Below are 17,627 nucleotides of genomic sequence, written 5' to 3' on the forward strand. Positions count from 1 at the left end.
GGGGCTATTTACCGGTGTCCAGTTCCGTCAACGGTTTGCGGAGCAGTTTGCCGGTGGCATTGCGGGGGAGTTCGTCGAGGAAGATCACTTCGCGGGGGACCTTGTAGCGGGCGAGATTCGCCTTGACGTAGTCCTTGATCTCCTGCGGGTCCCGTGCCGAATCGGGGCCCGGGACCACCACGGCGCGCAATCGTTTGCCGTACTCGCGATCGTCCACGCCGACCACCGCGGCCTCGAGGACGTCGGGGCGGTTGGCGATGAGGTGTTCGACCTCCTGCGGGAAGACGTTCTCCCCGCCCGAGACGATCATGTCGTCGTCGCGGCCGTCGATGAACAGCAGACCGTTCCGGTCCAGGTGCCCGACATCGCCGGTGGACATCAGCCCGTCGACCTTTTCCTTGGTGCGGCCGTCGGTGTAGCCCTTGAAGGCGTGCGGGTTGTCGATGAAGATCGTGCCGGTGACGCCGGGCCGGGTGATCCGGGTGCGGTTCTCGTCGTACAACGCGATCCGCACCCCGACCGGGGGCCGGCCCGCCGTGGTCGGTTCCGCCCGCAGTTCCTGTGGGGTGGCGACGGTGATCACCGCGCATTCGGTGGAACCGTAGAGGTTGTAGAGCACATCGCCGAAGTACTCGCCGGTGCGTGTTACCACATCCGGCGGGATCGCCGAACCGGCCGCGAAGATCACCCGCAGTGAGGACACGTCGTAGCGGTCCAGTATTTCGCGCGGCTGGTCGAGGATGCGCTGCAGCATGGTCGGCACCACGATCAGCGAATCCGCCCGGTAGCGCTCGATATTGGCCAGGGTGAGTTCGGGGTCGAAGCGCCGCTGCTGGAAGATCACCCGGTTGCCCAGGCCCAGGCCCAGGCTGAACTGGGACAGTCCGGTGCCGTGGAAGATCGGTGCCGCCATCACCATGGTGCCGTTGCTGGGCAGCGGCACCCGGTCGATGAACTGCGCTGAGATGAAGGGGCTCACCTTGTCGCGGGGGGCGCCCTTCGGGGTGCCGGTGGTGCCGCTGGTCAGGATGACCATCCCGCCGGGTGTGCGGGGCGCGGCGAGTGCCGCGGTGGACCGGCCGGCGGATACCGATTCGACCGTCGGAACCGACGGGTCGGCATTATCGCCGTCGTCGACCCAGGTCAGGATGCGCGGGATCGTCGCCGGGATCGCGCTCATCAGGTCGAAGAATTCGCTGTCGTGCAGGACGGCCTTGACCTTCTCGCGTTCGGCCACATCGGCGAACTGGGGTTTGGCGAACCCGGTGTTCATCAGCACCGCGCGCAGGCCCAGCTTGCCGGCGGTGAGCATGCTCAGGACCATGCCGCGATGGTCGCGGGCCAGGATGGCCACCACATCGCCGGCCCGCAGCTCGCGCTCGACGAGTCCGCGGGCGAAGGCATTCGACTGTTCGTCGAGTTCGCGGAAGGTGAGTTCGCCTTTCTCGTCGACGATGGCGGGGGAGTCGGGCCGGGTCGACGCGGCGTGCATCACCACCCCGGCGAACGGGCCGTACTTGCCCGCGTTGATCATCGACCGGGCCGCATGATCGAGCCGCAGCGGATCGAACAGGCCGCGTTTGCGCATCACGTTCACGGCCAGTGCGATATCGCCGGCCCTGCGAACGGGTCCGGGCAGCGATAGTGTCATCGGCGACAACCTTCCGCGGCGTAACCGCCGGGACCGGCGGTCTACCTCTTCGAGCTCCAGTGCTGTGCCAACCCTAGCAACCCTGCCCGCCGGCGCGCCGACATTGTCTCGGACAGTAATGAAACCGGGTCCATCCTTGTGGGATGTCCCGGTTTCGGTGCCCGAAGGTGTTGTCAGGCCTCGTATTCCACCAGGACGCGGCGCAGCAGTTTGCCGGTCGGGTTGCGCGGCAGATCGTCGAGGAAGACGACTTCACGAGGAACCTTGTATCGGGCCAGGTTCTCTTTCACGTAGGTCTTGATCTCGTCCTCGGTCGGAGTGTGGCCCGGTTCGGGGACGACGAACGCGCGCAGCCGTTTGCCGAACTCGACATCATCGACGCCGACCACGGCGGCATCGAAGATGTCCTCGCGTTCGAGGAGCAGGTTCTCGACCTCCTGCGGGAAGACGTTCTCACCGCCGGAGACGATCATGTCGTCGTCGCGGCCGTCGACCATGAGCAGGCCGTCCGCGGTGAAATGGCCGACATCGCCGCTGGACATATAGCCGTCGATGATCTGCTTGTGCCGGCCGTCGGTGTAGCCCTCGAAGGGGGCGCCGCTGCGCACGAAGATCCGGCCGGTGACGTCGCTGCCGGTGACCTGCTTGTCGTTGTCGTCGTACAACCGCACATCACAGGTCAGCGGGGGCCGGCCGACGGTACCGGGAGCCTTGGCCAGATCGGCCGGCTGCGCCACGGTGGCGATGGCGACCTCGGTGGAACCGTAGAGGTTGTGGACGACGGGTCCGAAGACCTCGGCGGCGCGGATGCTGAGCTCCGGCGAGAGCGCCGATCCGGCCAGCACGATCCCCTTCAGCGAGGACGTGTCGTACTTCGCCCGGACCTCCTCGGGCAGTTCCACCATGCGGTGCAGCATGGTCGGCACCGCGACGAGCAGTTCGGCCTTGTGGTCGGAGACCATCTTCAGGGTGGCCTCGGCGTCGAACCGGCGGCGCATGACGATCTTGTTGGTCAATCCGGTACTGACCAGCCAGGTGCCCAGGCCGGTGCTGTGGAAGATCGGCGACACGATGACCACGGTGCCGCGCTTGGGGAACGGCATCCGATCCAGGAACTGCGCGGTGGCCACCGGGGTCGCCTTCTCGCGGGGCGCGCCCTTGGGCAGGCCGGTGGTGCCGCTGGTCAGGATGATGAAACCGCCCGGTTTGCTGGGGACCGGCAGTGCGTCGAGACCGTTCTCACCGATCAGGTCGTCGAGGCTCTTCGCGCCTTCGGGCAGTTCGGTGCCCTCGTCGATCCAGGTCAGGAATCGCGGCATCTCGGCCGGCAGGGCGTCGAGCAGGCCCAGGAATTCGCTGTCGTGCAGGACGGCCTTGACCTTTTCCCGTTCGCAGACCTCGGCGAACTGTGGTTTGGCGAAACCGGTGTTCATCAGGGCGATCTTCACGCCGAGTTTGCCGGCGGCGGCCATGGACAGGATCAGGCCGCGGTGGTCGCGGGCCAGGATGCCGATGACGGTGCCCTCGGTGAGGCCGGCCTTGCGCAGGCCGTTGGCGATCTTGGTGCTCTGCTCGTCGAGCTCGCGATAGGTCAGCTGCCCGCGCTCGTCGACGAGACCCGGCGCCTCCGGTGCGATCCGGGCGGAATGCATGATCAGTGTGGCCTGCGGAATGTAGGTCTTGGAATCTTTCAGTGTCCGCAGGGTTTCCCCCGGATTCTTCAGATCGATGAATCCACTGGACTGCAGCAGCCCGTATGCCTTGACAGTCTCCAGCACATGCGCCAGGTTCACCCTCGAACACCTCCACAGATTCTCGCGTCGGCACTCGACCTAGCGATTCCGAACGGCATATCGGGGCTCACCGTAGCAGTGAAAGTGCGTCTGCTCACAACGTACGCACCGGACAAAAACGACACCGCCGCGGTGGCTCCCACCTCCTGTCGAAGGGGCACGCGTCGAATATTCGACGCGTGCCCCTTCGCTGAGCTGTGCCGACCGGCTCAGTTGTAGATCGAGCCCAGCGAGGGGAACGTGATCTCGCCGCGCACGTACTGGAACCCATCGGGATGCTCCGGGCTCACCGGAACCGGCCACCGATGCCACAGGGTGCCGTATACCGCGGCCACGACCATTCCGGGGCCGGGATCGATCACCCGGGTGCGAATGGTGGTGTCGGCGATGATGTCGAGATGTTCGGTGAGCGGTTCCATCCCGCTGCGGCCGTTGGACAGATTCAGCCAGACCACGTCCAGCCGTGCCCCGGTCTGATTGGGGGCGATGGTGCCGGGGCCGCCGAAGAAGGCGAACCGGAAACCATCGATATTCAGCGCCACGCCCGACCCGTACATACCCGGCCCGCCGCCACGGCCGACGTTGGATTCGGCCGGAATCTGGAACGGCTGCGCGGGCAAGGCGGTCTCCCGCGCGGCGTCGGCGACCCGCGGGTCGCCGAGCAGCGTATCGACGGCGCGCTCGGCGCCGGGGTTGCCGGTGGCGGCCGCGCGCAGTTGCTGGGTCGCCGAGACCCAGTCGACCTGTGCGGGCTCGGCGGTGGCATGTCCGGTGAACAGCGTGGTGGCCGCGGCCGTCGCGGCCAGCGCGGTGAGGAGCCGACGGGCGAAGCCCATTGTGCGCATAACCAGTCTCCTTGCAGATACGTTGTCCGGGGTACGTCGCCCGGGGCGGGTCAGCGGGGTGGAGATGGTGGAACACGTACCGGCGGGTCCGGGCGTCGAGCGGGTACGAACCCGGCCGGCCGAACAACCGGAAAATCGGTCGTCACCAACATGTCACCCGGTCGGCACCCTGTCCAGAACGCCGCGCGGGGGCCGGGCATCGAATCTCGGGTTCAGCCCGTCCGGTCCGGGCCCCGGACGTCTGCCGGCCGGGATGGGCGTGCACTGTCGTACTGCCTCGGTGCCCGGGTAGTCCGGCATCCGGATCGCGACCACGCGCCGGCGTCGGCCGGCTCCAGGGAACACCGGCGGCCACAGAACCGCGCCGCGGCCGAGGGTTCCCTGATAGTTTCGGCCGGTTTCCGGAGGGCGAGACGCCGGGAATCGGGTGGTTCACCCAGTTCGGATGAGGCAGCGGGGTGCGCCGGGCGCCTATCGTCGGCCCGGACCGTCACCGGAGACCGCCAGCGAGGGAGCCGCCGATGTCCAGTGGTTTCGCCGATCAGATGATGACACCGGACTATGCGCGGGCGGTGGGCCGCGCCGCCTATCTCTGGGGCTGGCCGCTGGTGAATATGCACAACCGGCGCGTGTTCATGGAGCAACTGCCCGCGCCGGGGTTACTGGCGGGGATCGTGCCGGCCGGGCCGCCGGGAACCCTCGGGATGCTGCGCGACTACATCCGGCCGGAAGAACGGGTGGTCGCCTGCCCGAACCAGGACGTCGTCTACGGCTTCGGTGTCCTGGACGCCGAACGCGGACCCTCGGTGGTGCAGGTACCCGATTTCGGTGACCGGTTCTGGGTGTATCAGGTGGTCGATCAGCGCACCGATTCCTTCGTCCGGATCGGCAAGATGTACGGGACACCGCCCGGGTTCTATCTGCTTGCGCACGAGTCCTGGGACGGTGATGTGCCCGCCGGGATCACCGGCGTGTTCCGCTACGACACGCGCTCAGGTGTCGTGATACCGCGTGTATTCCTCGACGACACCGCTGCCGATCGGGCGGAGATCGGCCCGCTGGTCGACCGGATCGGGATGTATCCGCTGACGGAGTTCGACGGCGCGGCGAAGGTTTTCGACTGGACGCACGCGCCGTCCTTCGGCGGTGACGCCGCGACCGGTGACCAGGGGGAAACACAGTGGGTGGACCCGGAGACGTACTTCGCCGCCCTCGGCGAAGTCCTCGACGAGGTGCCGCCCAGGCCCGGCGAGGAGGCCCTGTACGACTGGTTCCGGTCGCTGCTGGCCGCTGCTGAGCACGACGAGGACGTCGCCGAGGCATTAAGGCAGACGGCGCAGGAAGCAGATGCCGTGGTCACCGAACTGTTCGAATTCCGCAATATCGGCATCCCGGTGGCCCACAACTGGACGACCCAGCGCAACGGGGCGGCTTTCGGCACCGACTATCTGTCGCGCACCGCGATCGGCAAGTCGAATATCTTCGTCAACACCGTCAACGAAACCGCCTACTACTACCAGGATCTCGATGCCACAGGTAAGCGCCTGCACGGTACGAACACCTATACGGTGCGGTTCCCGGCCGGTCGTCTACCGCCGGTGCGCGGGTTCTGGTCGCTCACGGTCTACAACAAGCACCATTTCTTCCATCCCCACGAACTGGACCGCTACTCGCTGGGCACCAAGAATCAGGACCTGTCCTACGGGGACGACGGCTCCCTCACTCTGACAGTCGGGGGAACCGGTCCCACCGAACAGCATCTGCTCGACAATTGGCTGCCCGCACCCGACGACGAGTTCGCCCTCTTCCTGCGTGCCTACTGGCCCGAGCAGAGCATCCTCGACGGAACCTGGGAACCGCCCCCCGTGCTCAGATGACACGTGCAGTCGGGCGCAGACCGGGCGGACGGCGCCAGGCCGTCGACGATGCTGCCACCATATGGGAGCTTCCCTCCGATGACGGCCTACCGGCGGCACGAGAGCTGATGAGGGCGACGAACGCTCCCCGTCGAGAGCACGAAACCGGTGTGATCCCCTCTGCGGACCACACCGGTTTACGTGTCTGACCTGCTTACTTCAACTCGGCGCTGGTCTTGTTCAGGACCCGGCGGGCGACGATGAGCTGCTGGATCTGCTGGGTGCCCTCGAAGATATCCAGGATCTTGGAATCGCGACCCCACTTCTCCAGCAGCAGCCGCTGGGAGTAGCCGAGGGCGCCGCTCAGCTCGACGGACTTGAGGGTCACATCGGTGCCGGTGCGGCCCGCCTTCGCCTTCGACATCGAGGCCTCGAGCGAATTCGGCTTCTTGTTGTCGGCCATCCAGGCCGCGCGCAGCGCCAGCAGGTAGGCGGACTCGTAATCGGCCTCCATCCGCAGGAATTCGGCCGCCGCGGCATGTTGACTGTTCGCCGGGGTGTCGTAGGAGATCTCGATCCCCGCGCCGGTGAGGATGGTGCGCAGTTCCTCCAGCGCGGCCCGGGTGACGCCGATCGCCATCGCGGCGACCATCGGGCGGGTGTTGTCGAAGGTCTGCATGACCCCGGCGAAACCCTTTTCCACGTTCACTTCCGGACTGCCGAGGATATTGTCCTTCGGGATCCGGCAGTCCTGCAGCAGCAGCACCGCGGTATCGGAGGCCTTGATCCCGAGCTTGTGCTCGAGCCGGGCCACCGACAGGCCGGGAGCGTCGCGCGGGACCACGAACGATTTGATGGCCGCGCGACCGAGGCTGCGGTCCACCGAGGCCCAGACCACGATATGGGTGGAGCGTTCACCGGCGGTGACGAAGATCTTCTCGCCGTTGAGCACCCATTCGTCGCCGTCCAGGACGGCGGTGGTGGTGACGGCGGCGGAATCGGAGCCGAAGCTCGGTTCGGTGATGGCCATGGAGGCCCACACCTTGCCGAAGCGTTCCAGCTGCTCATCGGTGGCGACCGCGGCAATCGCCGCATTGCCCAGACCCTGATACGGGATGGAAAGCATCAGCCCGACATCGCCCCAGGAGGTTTCCAGGGCATTGAGCAGGGCGGACATATTGCCGCCGTTGGCGTTGGGGACGGTATCGGGGGTGGGCGCCGCCTCGGCCTCGTCCGACCGGCCGCCGGCCGCGCCGCTGATCTTCTGGGTGCCCGAGTCACTGAGACCGTCCACCATGGCGGCCATGGTGTCGAGCTCCACCGGGTACTCGTGCTCGGCGAGATCGTATTTGCGGGAGATGGGCCGGAAGATCTGCGCGGCCACCTGATGCGCCTGATTGGCGCTGGCCCGCAGCTTCTTGGGAAGTTCGAGATTGATCATGAGAAGTCTCCTGGGAAGGTATGAATCCGCGGCCGGGAACTACACCAGCACGATGCCTTCGGCGATGCCGATGCCGCGCAGGTCGCGGTACCAGCGTTCGACCGGGTGTTCCTTGGTGAACCCGTGGCCACCGAGCAGCTGCACGCCGTCCAGGCCGAACCGCATTCCCTTGTCTGTCGCCAGCTTCTTGGCCAGGGCGGCCTCGCGGGCGAAGGTCAGGCCCTGTTCGGCGCGGGCGGCACCGCGCAGGGTGACGAGCCGCAGGCCGTCGAGTTCGATGGCGATATCGGCGACCATGAAGGCGACCGCCTGCCGATGGCTGACCGGCTCGCCGAACGCTTCCCGTTCGTTGACGTACGGGATCACATAGTCGAGCACGGCCTGACCGGTGCCGGCGGCCAGCGCCGCCCAGCCCAGGCGGGCCAGCTGGACCGCGTCGCGGTAGTCGGCGGCATGCTGCTTCGCGTCGCCTTCGCCGAGGATCGCGTCGGTGCCGACGGCCACATCGTCCAGGACCAGCCGGCCCAGACCGGCCGCGCGCAGGCCCATGCTCGGATCGGCTTCCACCGACAGGCCCTTGGCATCGGATTCGACGATGAACAGCGCCGGGCGGCCGTCGAGTTCGGCGCCGACCACGAAGATCTCGGCATCGGCCGCGGCCGGGACCAGGCTCTTCACCCCGTTGAGCCGGTAGCCGCTGGGGGAGCGGACGGCCTTGGTCTGCAGGGTGAACGGATCGAACAGCGCGCGCGGCTCGCTGATCACCACGGACGCCTGCGGCACATTCTCGCCGGTGAACGCGGGCAGATAGGTCTGCTGCTGGGCGTCGGTGCCCCACTGGGACAGCGCGACCGCGACACCGCTGGGCGCCAGCAGCGGCAGGGCCAGACCCATATCGCCGTGCGCGAGGGCCTCGGCCACCATCACATTGGTGGCGGCCCCGCGTTCGGTGGCCGCGCCCTCGAGTTCCTCGGGCACATTGATCAAGGTGATGCCCAGCTCCGCGGCGCGGCCCAGCAGGTCCTTCGGCGCGGCCGCGGCCTCGTCGGCGTCGTGCGCGGCCGGGCGCAGGATCTCGGCCGCGAACTCACGCACGGTTTCGACGATCATCTGCTGTTCGTCGGTGGGTGTGAGATCGAAGTAGTCCTTGGTCTTCGACTCGTTGTCGGGTAGGCGTTTGGGCGCGCCGCCCCCGGCGACCTTGTTGAACGCGCGGGTCGCGGCACCCAGGGTCCGGAATCCGGTTTTGGTGCTCTCGTAGGTGACCCGGTCGATCTGTTTGCGCAGGTTGTACTTTTCGGCGAGTTCCGAGCCGGTGATCGTCGACATGACCCGCATGGCGGCGCCCATCCAATCCCGTTTGGGTTGGTGCAGGCCCACCCCGTTCTCCTGGCGGACGCCGTGGTCCGGACGCCGCTTGGTAGCGCTGTCTCGAATGCTCATCATCACCTGTTTTCTCGCGCGGGGTGAGGGTCTGGCCCCAGCTTCTTACTGCGGAGTAAGGCTATCTTACTGCGGAGTAAGAACGGCGTCGAGTCGCGATTTCGTCCTGGTGAGCGGATACGCCGCGGGCCGAACGGCCGAACCGCCCGCCCCGAGATCCGGGGCGGGCGGTCGACGAGGCTCAACCGGTCGGGCTGTTACTCCCGGACGTACCAGCGCAGCGTGGCGTAGGCGGTGAGTCCGGCGAACGCCACGCCCACCGGCACCACCATCAGCGCGGTGGTGAAGATGTCGTCGTAGGTGATCCGCGGGAAGACATTGCTCGCGAACAGGTCACCCAGGGCGCTGTCGATGACCAGGGGCCGGGCCAGGACCAGGCCGATGGTGGCGAGCAGGCCACCGGCCAGCGCGGCGACGACGGCCTCCAGCAGGAACGGCAACTGGGTATACCAGCGGGTCGCCCCGACGAGGCGCATGATGTGCACCTCGGTGCGGCGGGTGAAGGCCGCGATCTGGACCATGTTCGCGATCAGCAACAACGCCGCCACGGCCTGCAGCAGCGCCATACCGAACGCCGCGTTCCGCAATCCGTCGAACAGGCTGACCAGCCGGTCCACGATGTCCTTGTCATTGCGCACCATGCCGACGCCGGGACGGTCGTAGAACTGTTCGTAGATGGTCGGGTACAGCGACGCATCGGTCATCTTGACCCGCAGCGAGGCCGGGAGCGGGGTCTCGCTCACGTATTCGGCCAGCTCGGGCTGGTCCTTGAAGGTCTTCTCCTTGGCCTCCCGCACCGCGGCGTCGCGGTTGAGGTACTGCACACTCTCCACCCCGTCGACGGATTTCAGATCCGCCGTCAGCGTGCGGCAGGGGTCGTTCGCGCAGTCCGGGTCCGTCGCGGAGACATCCTCGGTCAGGTAGAGGCGGACCTCGAGCCGGTCCATGAAGTACTGCTCGGTCTTGTCGGCGATCCGGACCGCCAGCAGGCCGCCGCCCAGCATGGTCAGCGATACCGCGGTGGTCAGGATCATCGCGATGGTCATGGTGACGTTGCGGCGTAGGCCCTCGGAGACCTCGCCGAACAGGAATCCCAAGCGCATTAGCGGCGCACCTCGTAACCGCCGGTCGCCTCGTCGCGGACCAGCCGGCCCTCGTAGAGTTCCACCACCCGCCGTTGCATCCCGTCCACGATGAGAGGGTCGTGGGTGGCCATGAGCACGGTGGTGCCCATCCGGTTGATGTGTTCGAGCAACAGCATGATTTCGTAACTCGTCTCGGGGTCGAGGTTGCCGGTGGGTTCGTCGGCCAGCAGAACCAGCGGGCGGTTCACGAACGCGCGGGCGATGGCGACCCGCTGCTGTTCGCCGCCGGACAGTTCGCTGGGCAGTCGGTCGGCCTTCCCGCCGAGCCCGACCAGTTCCAGCACTTCGGGCACCGTCCGCTCGATGAACTGCCGCCGCTTACCGATCACCTCCAGCGCGAAAGCGACATTCTGTGCGACGGTGCGCTGCTGCAGCAGCCGGAAATCCTGGAAAACGCAGCCGACGCGCTGCCGGAGCCGCGGTACCCGCCGTCCCGGGAGTCCGTCCACGCGGACATCCGCGACATATATCTCGCCCGCGGTCGGGATCTCCTCCTTGATCAGCATGCGCATGAACGTCGATTTGCCGGAACCCGACGGACCGATGAGGAAGACGAATTCGCCCTTGTCGATGTGGAGGGTGAGGTTTTCCAGCGCCGGTCGGGTAGCGGTCGGATACGACTTGCTGACGTTGCGCAGGGTGATCACGAGAAGTCAGTGTAACCATTCGATAACGAAGCTGTCGGTCGGCCGTATCGGGCCTGCTACGGGACGCGCACGGCTATTGCCGGGGACGCCTGACCCGGGTGGGCCGGGGCGACGGTGGGCATGGGAGCGGGCCGGCGCTGGGCGATATCGTCGTCCGGTTTGACGAACAGGTAGAGGACGAAGGTCGCGAGCCAGCTGCCGGCCAGGATCAGCGTCGACCTACGTGCGCGCATGCAAACCCTCCCGGCGCATCGCGGCGGCCACCCGGACCCGCAACTCCCGGCTCACCTCGAACTGTTTGCCCGGTAGCGTCCGGGCCACCATCCGGATGTTCATCTGGTCCACGGTCAGATCCTCCACACCCATCACCGTCGGTTCGTCCAGCAGCAGCGGTTCGAGCCGGGGATCGCGGTAGGCCTGCCCGCCGACCTCGTGCAGTACCTCGTTGATCCGCAGGATATCGGCGCTCGCCGCGACCGGGACATCGATCGCCGCGCGCGCCCAATCCTTCGACAGATTGGTGACTTTCACGATCTGGCCGTTCGGGACGGTGATCACCTCGCCGTCCGGGTTGCGCAGTTTCGTGACGCGCAGCGTCACATCCTCCACGGTGCCCTCGGCCGGGTCGGCGACACCGGTCACCGCGATCCGCACCACATCGCCGAAACCGTACTGGCGCTCGGTGATCAGGAAGAACCCGGCCAGAATGTCCTGCACGATGCGCTGGGCGCCGAAACCGAGCGCGGCGCCCAGCACCGCGGCGGGGGCGACGAGCCCCGACATGGAGAACCCGAGCCGCTGCAGCACTTCCATCGAGACCAGCACATACGCGACCGTCAGCACGACCCAGGTCAGCACCTGAGCCAGCGCGTGCCGGTGTTTGGCCTCCTCGGACCGCACGAGTGCGTCACCGCCGCGGAACCCGGAATCGATCCGCTGGGTCACCCGGTCGCGTAGATAGGTGGCGAACCGGGCGAACAGCATGGCCCCGAGGACCAGCAGCACGATCTCCAGACCGGACGATCGCAGCCAGCCGGTCACATCGGCGGACAGCGTCAGGGACAAGGCGAGGGTATCGGCCCCCTCCGCACGCATCGGACCACCTGCTCCCGCATTCACCGGATAGCTTGCGATTACCCCGAACCCGGGATCGCTAGCTCTCCTGCAGAACTGTACTCATCCGCCAGCGAATTCCCGATTCGATGAATGCGTCGATATCGCCGTCGAGTACGGCCGAGGGGTTGTTCACCTCGTAGTTGGTCCGCAGATCCTTGACCATCTGGTACGGGTGCAGGACGTAGGAACGCATCTGGTTACCCCAGGAGGCGCCCTCGTTGGTCTTGAGCGCGTCCATCTGGGCGCGCTCTTCCTGACGTTTGCGTTCGAGCAGTTTGGCCTGCAGCACCCGCATGGCCGAAACCTTGTTCTGCAGCTGCGATTTCTCGTTCTGGCAGGTGACCACAATGCCGGTGGGGATATGGGTGATCCGCACCGCGGAGTCGGTGGTGTTGACGCTCTGCCCGCCCGGACCGGACGAGCGGTAGACATCGACCCGGATATCGGTTTCCGGGACGTCGATATGGTCGGTGGTCTCGACCACCGGCAGCACCTCGACCTCGGCGAACGAGGTCTGGCGCCGGCCCTGGTTGTCGAACGGGCTGATCCGGACCAGGCGGTGTGTGCCCATCTCGACCGAGAGGGTGCCGTAGGCGTAGGGAGTCTTCACCACGAAGGTCGCGCTCTTGATCCCGGCTTCCTCGGCGTAGGAGGTGTCGTACACCTCGACCCCGTACTTGTGCCGATCGGCCCAGCGGATGTACATGCGCATCAGCATCTCGGCCCAGTCGGCGGCGTCCACCCCGCCCGCGCCGGAGCGGATGTTCACCAGCGCGTCCCGCTTGTCGTATTCGCCCGAGAGCAGAGTGCGCACCTCGAGGGCTTCGACATCGGTGTGCAGCGCGGCCCGCTCGGCGTCGGCGTCGGCGAGGGCGCTCGTCCGCGCGTCGCCCTCTTCCTCCTCGGCCAGCTCGTAGAGCACGGGGAGGTCTTCGAGGCGCTGGCGTAACTCCTCGACCCGGCGCAGTTCACCCTGGGCGTGCGACAGCTCGCTGGTGACTCGCTGCGCATGATCCTGGTCGTTCCACAGCTCGGGATCGGCGGCCTGATGCTCCAGCTCGTCTATGCGACGGCGCAGCTCCTCGATATCGAGGACCGACTCGACGGTCTTCAGTGTCGAGTCGAGTTCGGCGAGGTCGGCGGTTACGTCTGGATGCACGGTGTTCAAGGCTACTCGGCGCGTCCGGCGCGGTGAAACCGCGCGGCCCGGCGGGCACCCGGTGCACACTGCGGCCGGTGCCCGGTTGCCCGGCGGTTCAGCCCGGTACGGCGCGCAGCCGGCCGCGGTGCTCACCGGCGAGCCGGTCCTGGGCGTCACCGGCGAGCCGGTCCAGTGCCTTCGCGGTCGCCGGGTCGGCGGGGAGGTGGACGATGAGTTGCTGGCCGGCGTCGGCGGCCGGGATGAGCGTCTCGTAGGAGAGTCGTAAGGTTCCGGCCTCGGGATGGAACATCCGGGTGATGCCGGTGGCCGCCGGCAGGTTCGGCACGGTGGCGAGGCGGTCGGTGAAGGCGGCGCCGGCCGCGATGGTGAGCTGGTCGGCCAGCGCCGCGATATCCGGGTCGGCGCGGAACGGCCCCTGTTTGAGGGTGGCGACGAGCTGATCGGCCATATGGTCCCAGTCCGGGTACACGGTCCGGGCCCGCGGATCGAGAAAAACGAAACGGGCGGCATTGGACCCGTGCTCACTGTCCAGCGCGCCGGCCGGTGCCATGAGCCGTCGGTAACCGTCGGTGCAGGCCAGCACTTCCGTGGTCCCGTCGACGACCGCGGCCGCGGCGGGTTCGAGCTGGTCCAGCAGGGCCCGGACGGCCGGGCGGATCTCCCGGGGCGCCGGATCCGGACCCGTGCAGCGGAAACCGCTGTCGGATTTGGTCAGGCGATACAGATGGACGCGCTCGCTGGAGGCCAGGCACAGCGCGTCGGCCAGCGCGGCCAGTACCTGTGGTGAGGGATTGCGGTCCCGGCCCTGTTCGAGCCGGGTGATGTATTCGACGCTCACCCCCGCCAGCGTGGCGAGCTCCGCCCGGCGCAGTCCGGGAGCCCGCCGCCGCGGCCCGGTGGGCAGACCCACCTGCGCCGGGGTCACCGCATCGCGGCGGCTGCGCAGGAACAGCCCCATCTCGTTCTCGCTCACCGATTCAGGCTAGCCGCGCCCGGCGCGCTCAGGGTGTCCCTGCCGCTACCACTCTCGCCGCGGTCTCCCTCTGGGCGCGGCCCCGGGGGAAATTCGAGGCAGCCGGTGGCCGCGGGGCCGCCGCATCGAAGGGAGTATCAATGTCCACCACGCCTCTGCGGCTCGCGGTGATCATCGGCAGTGTCCGGGAGGGTCGTTTCGGGACTGTCGTCGCCGCGTGGATCGCGGCGCAGGCCGCCCGGCACGAGCGGTTCGAGGTCGATGTGATCGATCTGGCCGAGGCCGAGATCCCGCTGGTGCTGCCGGCGGTATCGCCCGCACTGGAGCCGAACCCCGAACGGCCCGCCGGGATGCGCGATCTCACCGAACGGCTGACCGCCGCCGACGCCTTCGTCATCGTGACGCCCGACTACAACCACAGCTATCCGGCCTCGCTGAAGGCCGTGATCGACTGGCATTTCACCCAGTGGCAGCGCAAAGCGATCGCTTTCGTCGGATACAGCGGGGTCACGGGTGGCCTGGCGGCGATCGAACATCTGCGCCAGGTGTTCAGCGAACTCGATGCGCATACCGTGCGCGAATATGTGTCGTTCCCCCGCTACTACCTGCTGTTCGGGGAGGACGGCCAGTTGCTCGCACCCGCCGAACCCGAGGCGGCGGCGCAGGAGATGCTGGACCGGTTGCACTGGTGGTCGGAAGCGCTGGTCGCGGCCCGCGCGGTCACGGCCTGAGTCACGGATGGGCCGCATCGCCGGCAGATACCGCCACACCGGAGGCGACTCGATAGGGTTTTGCTGTGGCTGCTCACTCCTCTGACCTCGAACTCGCATTGCGCCTGGCCGACGAGGCGGATGCGATCACCCGCGAACGTTTCGGCGCCCTGGACCTGAAGGTCGACGCCAAACCGGACCTCACCCCGGTCTCCGACGCCGACCTTGCCGTGGAAGAGTCGATCCGCCGGATCCTGCGGCACGGCCGGCCCGAGGATGCGGTACTGGGCGAGGAGTTCGGCGGGAACGCCGAGTTGACCGGCCGGCAGTGGGTGATCGATCCGATCGACGGTACGAAGAATTACGTGCGCGGCGTCCCGGTGTGGGCCACACTCATCGCCCTGCTCGAGGACGGGGTGCCGGTGGTGGGTGTGGTGAGCGCGCCCGCCTTGGCCCGCCGCTGGTGGGCCGCCGCGGGCCAGGGTGCGTGGTCGACCTTCCATCCGGGCGCGCCCAAGCCGATCACGGTGTCCGCGGTCGCCGAGCTGGGGGCGGCCAGTCTGGCCTTTTCCAGTCTGTCCGGCTGGCGCGATCGCGGCCTGCGGGAGAAGTTCATCGACCTCACCGACGAGGTCTGGCGGGTCCGCGGATACGGCGATTTCCTCAACTATTGCCTGGTCGCCGAGGGGGCGGTGGATATAGCCACGGAACCGGAGGTCTCGCTGTGGGATCTGGCGGCGCTGGACATTCTGGTCCGGGAGGCGGGTGGCACCTTCACCGCTCTCGACGGCCGGGCCGGGCCGCACGCCGGCGACGCTGTCGCTACGAACGGGCTCGTACACCAGCAGGTTTTGGACCGCCTACGCGCATAGCCGGGCCGACCGCGCGTTTTCTGGGCGACGGGGTTCGACCGAGCCCCGCCCGGATGAATCGGGCGGGGCTCGGTCCGGAGTTCAGCCCATGGACTTCGCGCCGTCGATCGCTTCGCGAATGATGTCCGCGTGGCCGGCGTGCTGCGCGGTCTCGGCGATGATGTGCAGCAGTACTTTCCGGGCCGACCACGCGTCCTCCTGGAACCACGGCGCCTGGGGCAATGGCCACGCGCGGTCCAGGTCGACGGTCGCGATCATGGCGTCGGTCCGGGCGGCCACCTCGGCGTAGGCGTCCAGGACACCGGCGAGGGTCTCGCCGGGCAGCAGCTGGAATTCGTCGACGCGGGCGGCGAAATCCTCGGGGGTCATATCGTCGAAGTCCTTCATGGCTCCGGTGCCTTCCACGATGAAATCCACCCAGCCGCGCTCGACGCCGGTGACGTGTTTGATCAGGCCGCCGAGGCACAGTTCGCTGGATGCGGGGCGGCTCGCCGCCTGCTCATCGGTCAGATCGCGGGTGGTGAAACGCAGGAAGAAGCGTGTCTTGCCCAGTACCGCGAGCAGATCGGCGCGCTCGCCGGTCAGGGGGGTGGTGCCGGTTTCGTGGAGGGCGGTGGTCTCGGCCATGGTTTTCACCTTTCGTCAGGGGCTGCTCTGAACGGTTCGTTTCCGTGTTCGAAGACCACGTTATGACCCATAGCGGCCACTTTCTGACCTCAATAGAAACGGGCTCGAAAATTTCTCGACCGAAGGCGAGGGCACCGGGCCGAACTGCGCACGAGCCGGAGGATCAGCGCGGTCGCGAGACCGAACGCCGCAGGTCGCCGGTGCCTGTGCATCTATGCACGGCAGGACCGTTGCCCGTCCGCGGCAAGGTCAGGTTTTGTGCACTGCCCAGGGCCGGATGGTGTGTGCCTGACGTGCAGAGCCGGATACGGGCGTATCGCCGCCCCGGTTTCGGGGCCACGCTGGGGACGCGGCCGTGTTCCGGATTACTGCCGGGACGCGTCGGCGGGCGTGAGGTCGATATCGGCGGGTGGCCGGAGCCGGCGCAGGGTGCCGTCCATGCTGGTTACGTAGAGCGCCCACGAATCGCCGTCGCGGGCGATGCGGACCGAGGTGGCACCGTCCGGTGGTATCCGGACGGGGTCGGGGCGTTTGATCAGTCCGGTGATGACGGCGCACCCCGTGCCGGTGGCAGGATCCACCCGGTAGATCGCGCCGGCGATGTGGTCGGCGACGAAGAGGTCGCCGTCGCGGGTCGCTTCCATATCGTCGGGCAGCGCGATGAAGTCCGGGAGCCCGGCGACAACCGGTGCCTCCTCGGGTGCGTCCAGCGGGATCCGGAACAGGCGCATGGTCATGTTGCCCGTATAGATCGAGGTACCACCGGGCGCCAGCGCGAGACCGTTGGTCAGCGGTACCGGGGACCATGTGGGGGTGAATTCGCCGGTCGACGGACGGTAGCGGGAGATTCCGGTCGGTGCGCCGCGCACGCCGATATTGGTGAACAGCAGATCGCCGTCCGGGAGCAGGAGCAGGCCGTTCGGTCCGTTCAGGCCGGTGAGCAGGACGGTTACCGCGCCCGTCTCGATGTCGTAGCGCTGCAGGGTGCCGGGCGCCTCGGCGAGCCCGTCCCCGGTCAGGAAGTACACCGATCGTCCCGCCACCCGGACCCCGGCCGGATGATCGAGTCCGGTGACGATTTTCTCGAATGTTCCGTCCGCGGCGACGTGGGCGAGGAATCCGTCGAGGATGCCGGTGACATAGAAGCCACCGGCGCCGTCGGAATCCAGGTTCTCCAGATTGCCCACGCCCTCGACCAGCGTCTCGGCAACCCATCCGTCCGCGCACGAGGCCGGCAGGATCTGGGAGTGTGCCGCGGGGGCGGTGAGGAGTCCCGCTGCGGCGAGTGCCGTGGCGCACAACGCGGAGCGGGTACGGGTCAGCACGGAAGCCATGGACCGGAAATC

Annotated in this window: 16 protein-coding genes; 3 read left to right on the forward strand and 13 right to left on the reverse strand. The window is 67.5% G+C overall.

Annotated elements, in window-relative coordinates; all coding sequences use genetic code 11:
* Positions 1-4: 4 nt before the first annotated feature.
* From ACIA75_RS30640 to ACIA75_RS30650, 3 genes are all read right to left on the reverse strand, one after another.
* On the reverse strand, positions 5-1,651 hold the full coding sequence (locus tag ACIA75_RS30640; RefSeq protein ID WP_397110164.1) for an acyl-CoA synthetase: 1,647 nt from the start codon (positions 1,649-1,651) through the stop codon (positions 5-7).
* Between the two features lie 173 nt (positions 1,652-1,824).
* The gene (locus tag ACIA75_RS30645) at positions 1,825-3,444 is read right to left on the reverse strand and encodes an acyl-CoA synthetase (RefSeq protein WP_397110166.1); all 1,620 of its coding nucleotides are present in this window, start codon (positions 3,442-3,444) and stop codon (positions 1,825-1,827) included.
* A 209-nt stretch (positions 3,445-3,653) separates the two neighbouring features.
* Positions 3,654-4,289, reverse strand: coding sequence for a hypothetical protein (locus ACIA75_RS30650; RefSeq protein ID WP_397110168.1), 636 nt, complete (start codon positions 4,287-4,289; stop codon positions 3,654-3,656).
* Positions 4,290-4,810: 521 nt separating this feature from the next.
* Between ACIA75_RS30650 and ACIA75_RS30655 the strand changes: the two genes are divergently transcribed.
* A complete protein-coding gene (locus tag ACIA75_RS30655; protein WP_397110170.1) occupies positions 4,811-6,166 on the forward strand; it encodes a DUF1254 domain-containing protein in 1,356 nt (451 codons plus the stop codon).
* A gap of 193 nt (positions 6,167-6,359) precedes the next feature.
* Here ACIA75_RS30655 and ACIA75_RS30660 read toward each other — a convergent pair whose 3' ends face one another.
* The 8 genes from ACIA75_RS30660 to ACIA75_RS30695 form a co-directional block, all read right to left on the reverse strand.
* Entirely contained in the window at positions 6,360-7,586 is a 1,227-nt protein-coding gene (locus tag ACIA75_RS30660; protein WP_397110172.1) for an acyl-CoA dehydrogenase family protein, read from the reverse strand.
* A 39-nt stretch (positions 7,587-7,625) separates the two neighbouring features.
* Positions 7,626-9,035 carry an acyl-CoA dehydrogenase family protein gene (locus ACIA75_RS30665; RefSeq protein WP_397110174.1) on the reverse strand — a complete coding sequence of 470 codons (1,410 nt, stop codon included), beginning with the start codon at positions 9,033-9,035 and terminating at the stop codon, positions 7,626-7,628.
* A 191-nt stretch (positions 9,036-9,226) separates the two neighbouring features.
* Positions 9,227-10,132 (reverse strand): permease-like cell division protein FtsX, encoded by a 906-nt coding sequence (gene ftsX, locus ACIA75_RS30670; RefSeq protein WP_397110176.1) that lies wholly within the window; start codon positions 10,130-10,132, stop codon positions 9,227-9,229.
* Positions 10,132-10,821 (reverse strand): cell division ATP-binding protein FtsE, encoded by a 690-nt coding sequence (gene ftsE, locus ACIA75_RS30675; protein ID WP_397110178.1) that lies wholly within the window; start codon positions 10,819-10,821, stop codon positions 10,132-10,134. The genes ftsX and ftsE overlap by 1 nt, the downstream gene beginning before the upstream one ends.
* A 56-nt stretch (positions 10,822-10,877) precedes the next feature.
* Positions 10,878-11,054 (reverse strand): hypothetical protein, encoded by a 177-nt coding sequence (locus ACIA75_RS30680; RefSeq protein WP_397110180.1) that lies wholly within the window; start codon positions 11,052-11,054, stop codon positions 10,878-10,880.
* On the reverse strand, positions 11,041-11,916 hold the full coding sequence (locus ACIA75_RS30685) for a mechanosensitive ion channel family protein (protein WP_397110182.1): 876 nt from the start codon (positions 11,914-11,916) through the stop codon (positions 11,041-11,043). Before ACIA75_RS30685 ends, ACIA75_RS30680 begins: the two co-directional genes overlap by 14 nt.
* 58 nt (positions 11,917-11,974) lie before the next feature.
* Positions 11,975-13,096 (reverse strand): peptide chain release factor 2, encoded by a 1,122-nt coding sequence (gene prfB, locus ACIA75_RS30690; RefSeq protein ID WP_397110184.1) that lies wholly within the window; start codon positions 13,094-13,096, stop codon positions 11,975-11,977.
* A gap of 97 nt (positions 13,097-13,193) precedes the next feature.
* Positions 13,194-14,072 (reverse strand): helix-turn-helix domain-containing protein, encoded by an 879-nt coding sequence (locus tag ACIA75_RS30695; protein WP_397110187.1) that lies wholly within the window; start codon positions 14,070-14,072, stop codon positions 13,194-13,196.
* A 140-nt stretch (positions 14,073-14,212) separates the two neighbouring features.
* On the opposite strand from ACIA75_RS30695, the gene ACIA75_RS30700 reads away from it, so the two are divergent.
* Both ACIA75_RS30700 and hisN read left to right on the forward strand, forming a co-directional pair.
* Positions 14,213-14,803 carry an NADPH-dependent FMN reductase gene (locus tag ACIA75_RS30700; RefSeq protein ID WP_397110189.1) on the forward strand — a complete coding sequence of 197 codons (591 nt, stop codon included), beginning with the start codon at positions 14,213-14,215 and terminating at the stop codon, positions 14,801-14,803.
* 65 nt (positions 14,804-14,868) lie between these two features.
* Complete coding sequence (gene hisN / locus ACIA75_RS30705) at positions 14,869-15,654, forward strand: histidinol-phosphatase (protein WP_397110191.1); 786 nt, start codon at positions 14,869-14,871, stop codon at positions 15,652-15,654.
* A gap of 81 nt (positions 15,655-15,735) precedes the next feature.
* Here hisN and ACIA75_RS30710 read toward each other — a convergent pair whose 3' ends face one another.
* Both ACIA75_RS30710 and ACIA75_RS30715 read right to left on the reverse strand, forming a co-directional pair.
* Entirely contained in the window at positions 15,736-16,281 is a 546-nt protein-coding gene (locus tag ACIA75_RS30710; protein WP_397110193.1) for a DinB family protein, read from the reverse strand.
* A gap of 365 nt (positions 16,282-16,646) precedes the next feature.
* The gene (locus ACIA75_RS30715; protein ID WP_397110195.1) at positions 16,647-17,615 is read right to left on the reverse strand and encodes an SMP-30/gluconolactonase/LRE family protein; all 969 of its coding nucleotides are present in this window, start codon (positions 17,613-17,615) and stop codon (positions 16,647-16,649) included.
* Between the last annotated feature and the right edge of the window lie 12 nt (positions 17,616-17,627).

This window comes from Nocardia sp. NPDC051750, assembly GCF_044453135.1.
Taxonomy (GTDB): domain Bacteria; phylum Actinomycetota; class Actinomycetes; order Mycobacteriales; family Mycobacteriaceae; genus Nocardia.

Excerpts from the sequence above, each read along its gene's own strand:
- ACIA75_RS30680 (WP_397110180.1), bottom strand. The coding sequence starts at position 11,054 with ATGCGCGCACGTAGGTCGACGCTGATCCTGGCCGGCAGCTGGCTCGCG.
- ACIA75_RS30710 (WP_397110193.1), bottom strand. The coding sequence starts at position 16,281 with ATGGCCGAGACCACCGCCCTCCACGAAACCGGCACCACCCCCCTGACC.
- ACIA75_RS30660 (WP_397110172.1), bottom strand. The coding sequence starts at position 7,586 with ATGATCAATCTCGAACTTCCCAAGAAGCTGCGGGCCAGCGCCAATCAG.
- ACIA75_RS30700 (WP_397110189.1), top strand. The coding sequence starts at position 14,213 with ATGTCCACCACGCCTCTGCGGCTCGCGGTGATCATCGGCAGTGTCCGG.
- ACIA75_RS30715 (WP_397110195.1), bottom strand. The coding sequence starts at position 17,615 with ATGGCTTCCGTGCTGACCCGTACCCGCTCCGCGTTGTGCGCCACGGCA.
- ACIA75_RS30650 (WP_397110168.1), bottom strand. The coding sequence starts at position 4,289 with ATGCGCACAATGGGCTTCGCCCGTCGGCTCCTCACCGCGCTGGCCGCG.
- ftsX (WP_397110176.1), bottom strand. The coding sequence starts at position 10,132 with ATGCGCTTGGGATTCCTGTTCGGCGAGGTCTCCGAGGGCCTACGCCGC.
- ACIA75_RS30685 (WP_397110182.1), bottom strand. The coding sequence starts at position 11,916 with ATGCGTGCGGAGGGGGCCGATACCCTCGCCTTGTCCCTGACGCTGTCC.
- ACIA75_RS30655 (WP_397110170.1), top strand. The coding sequence starts at position 4,811 with ATGTCCAGTGGTTTCGCCGATCAGATGATGACACCGGACTATGCGCGG.
- ACIA75_RS30640 (WP_397110164.1), bottom strand. The coding sequence starts at position 1,651 with ATGACACTATCGCTGCCCGGACCCGTTCGCAGGGCCGGCGATATCGCA.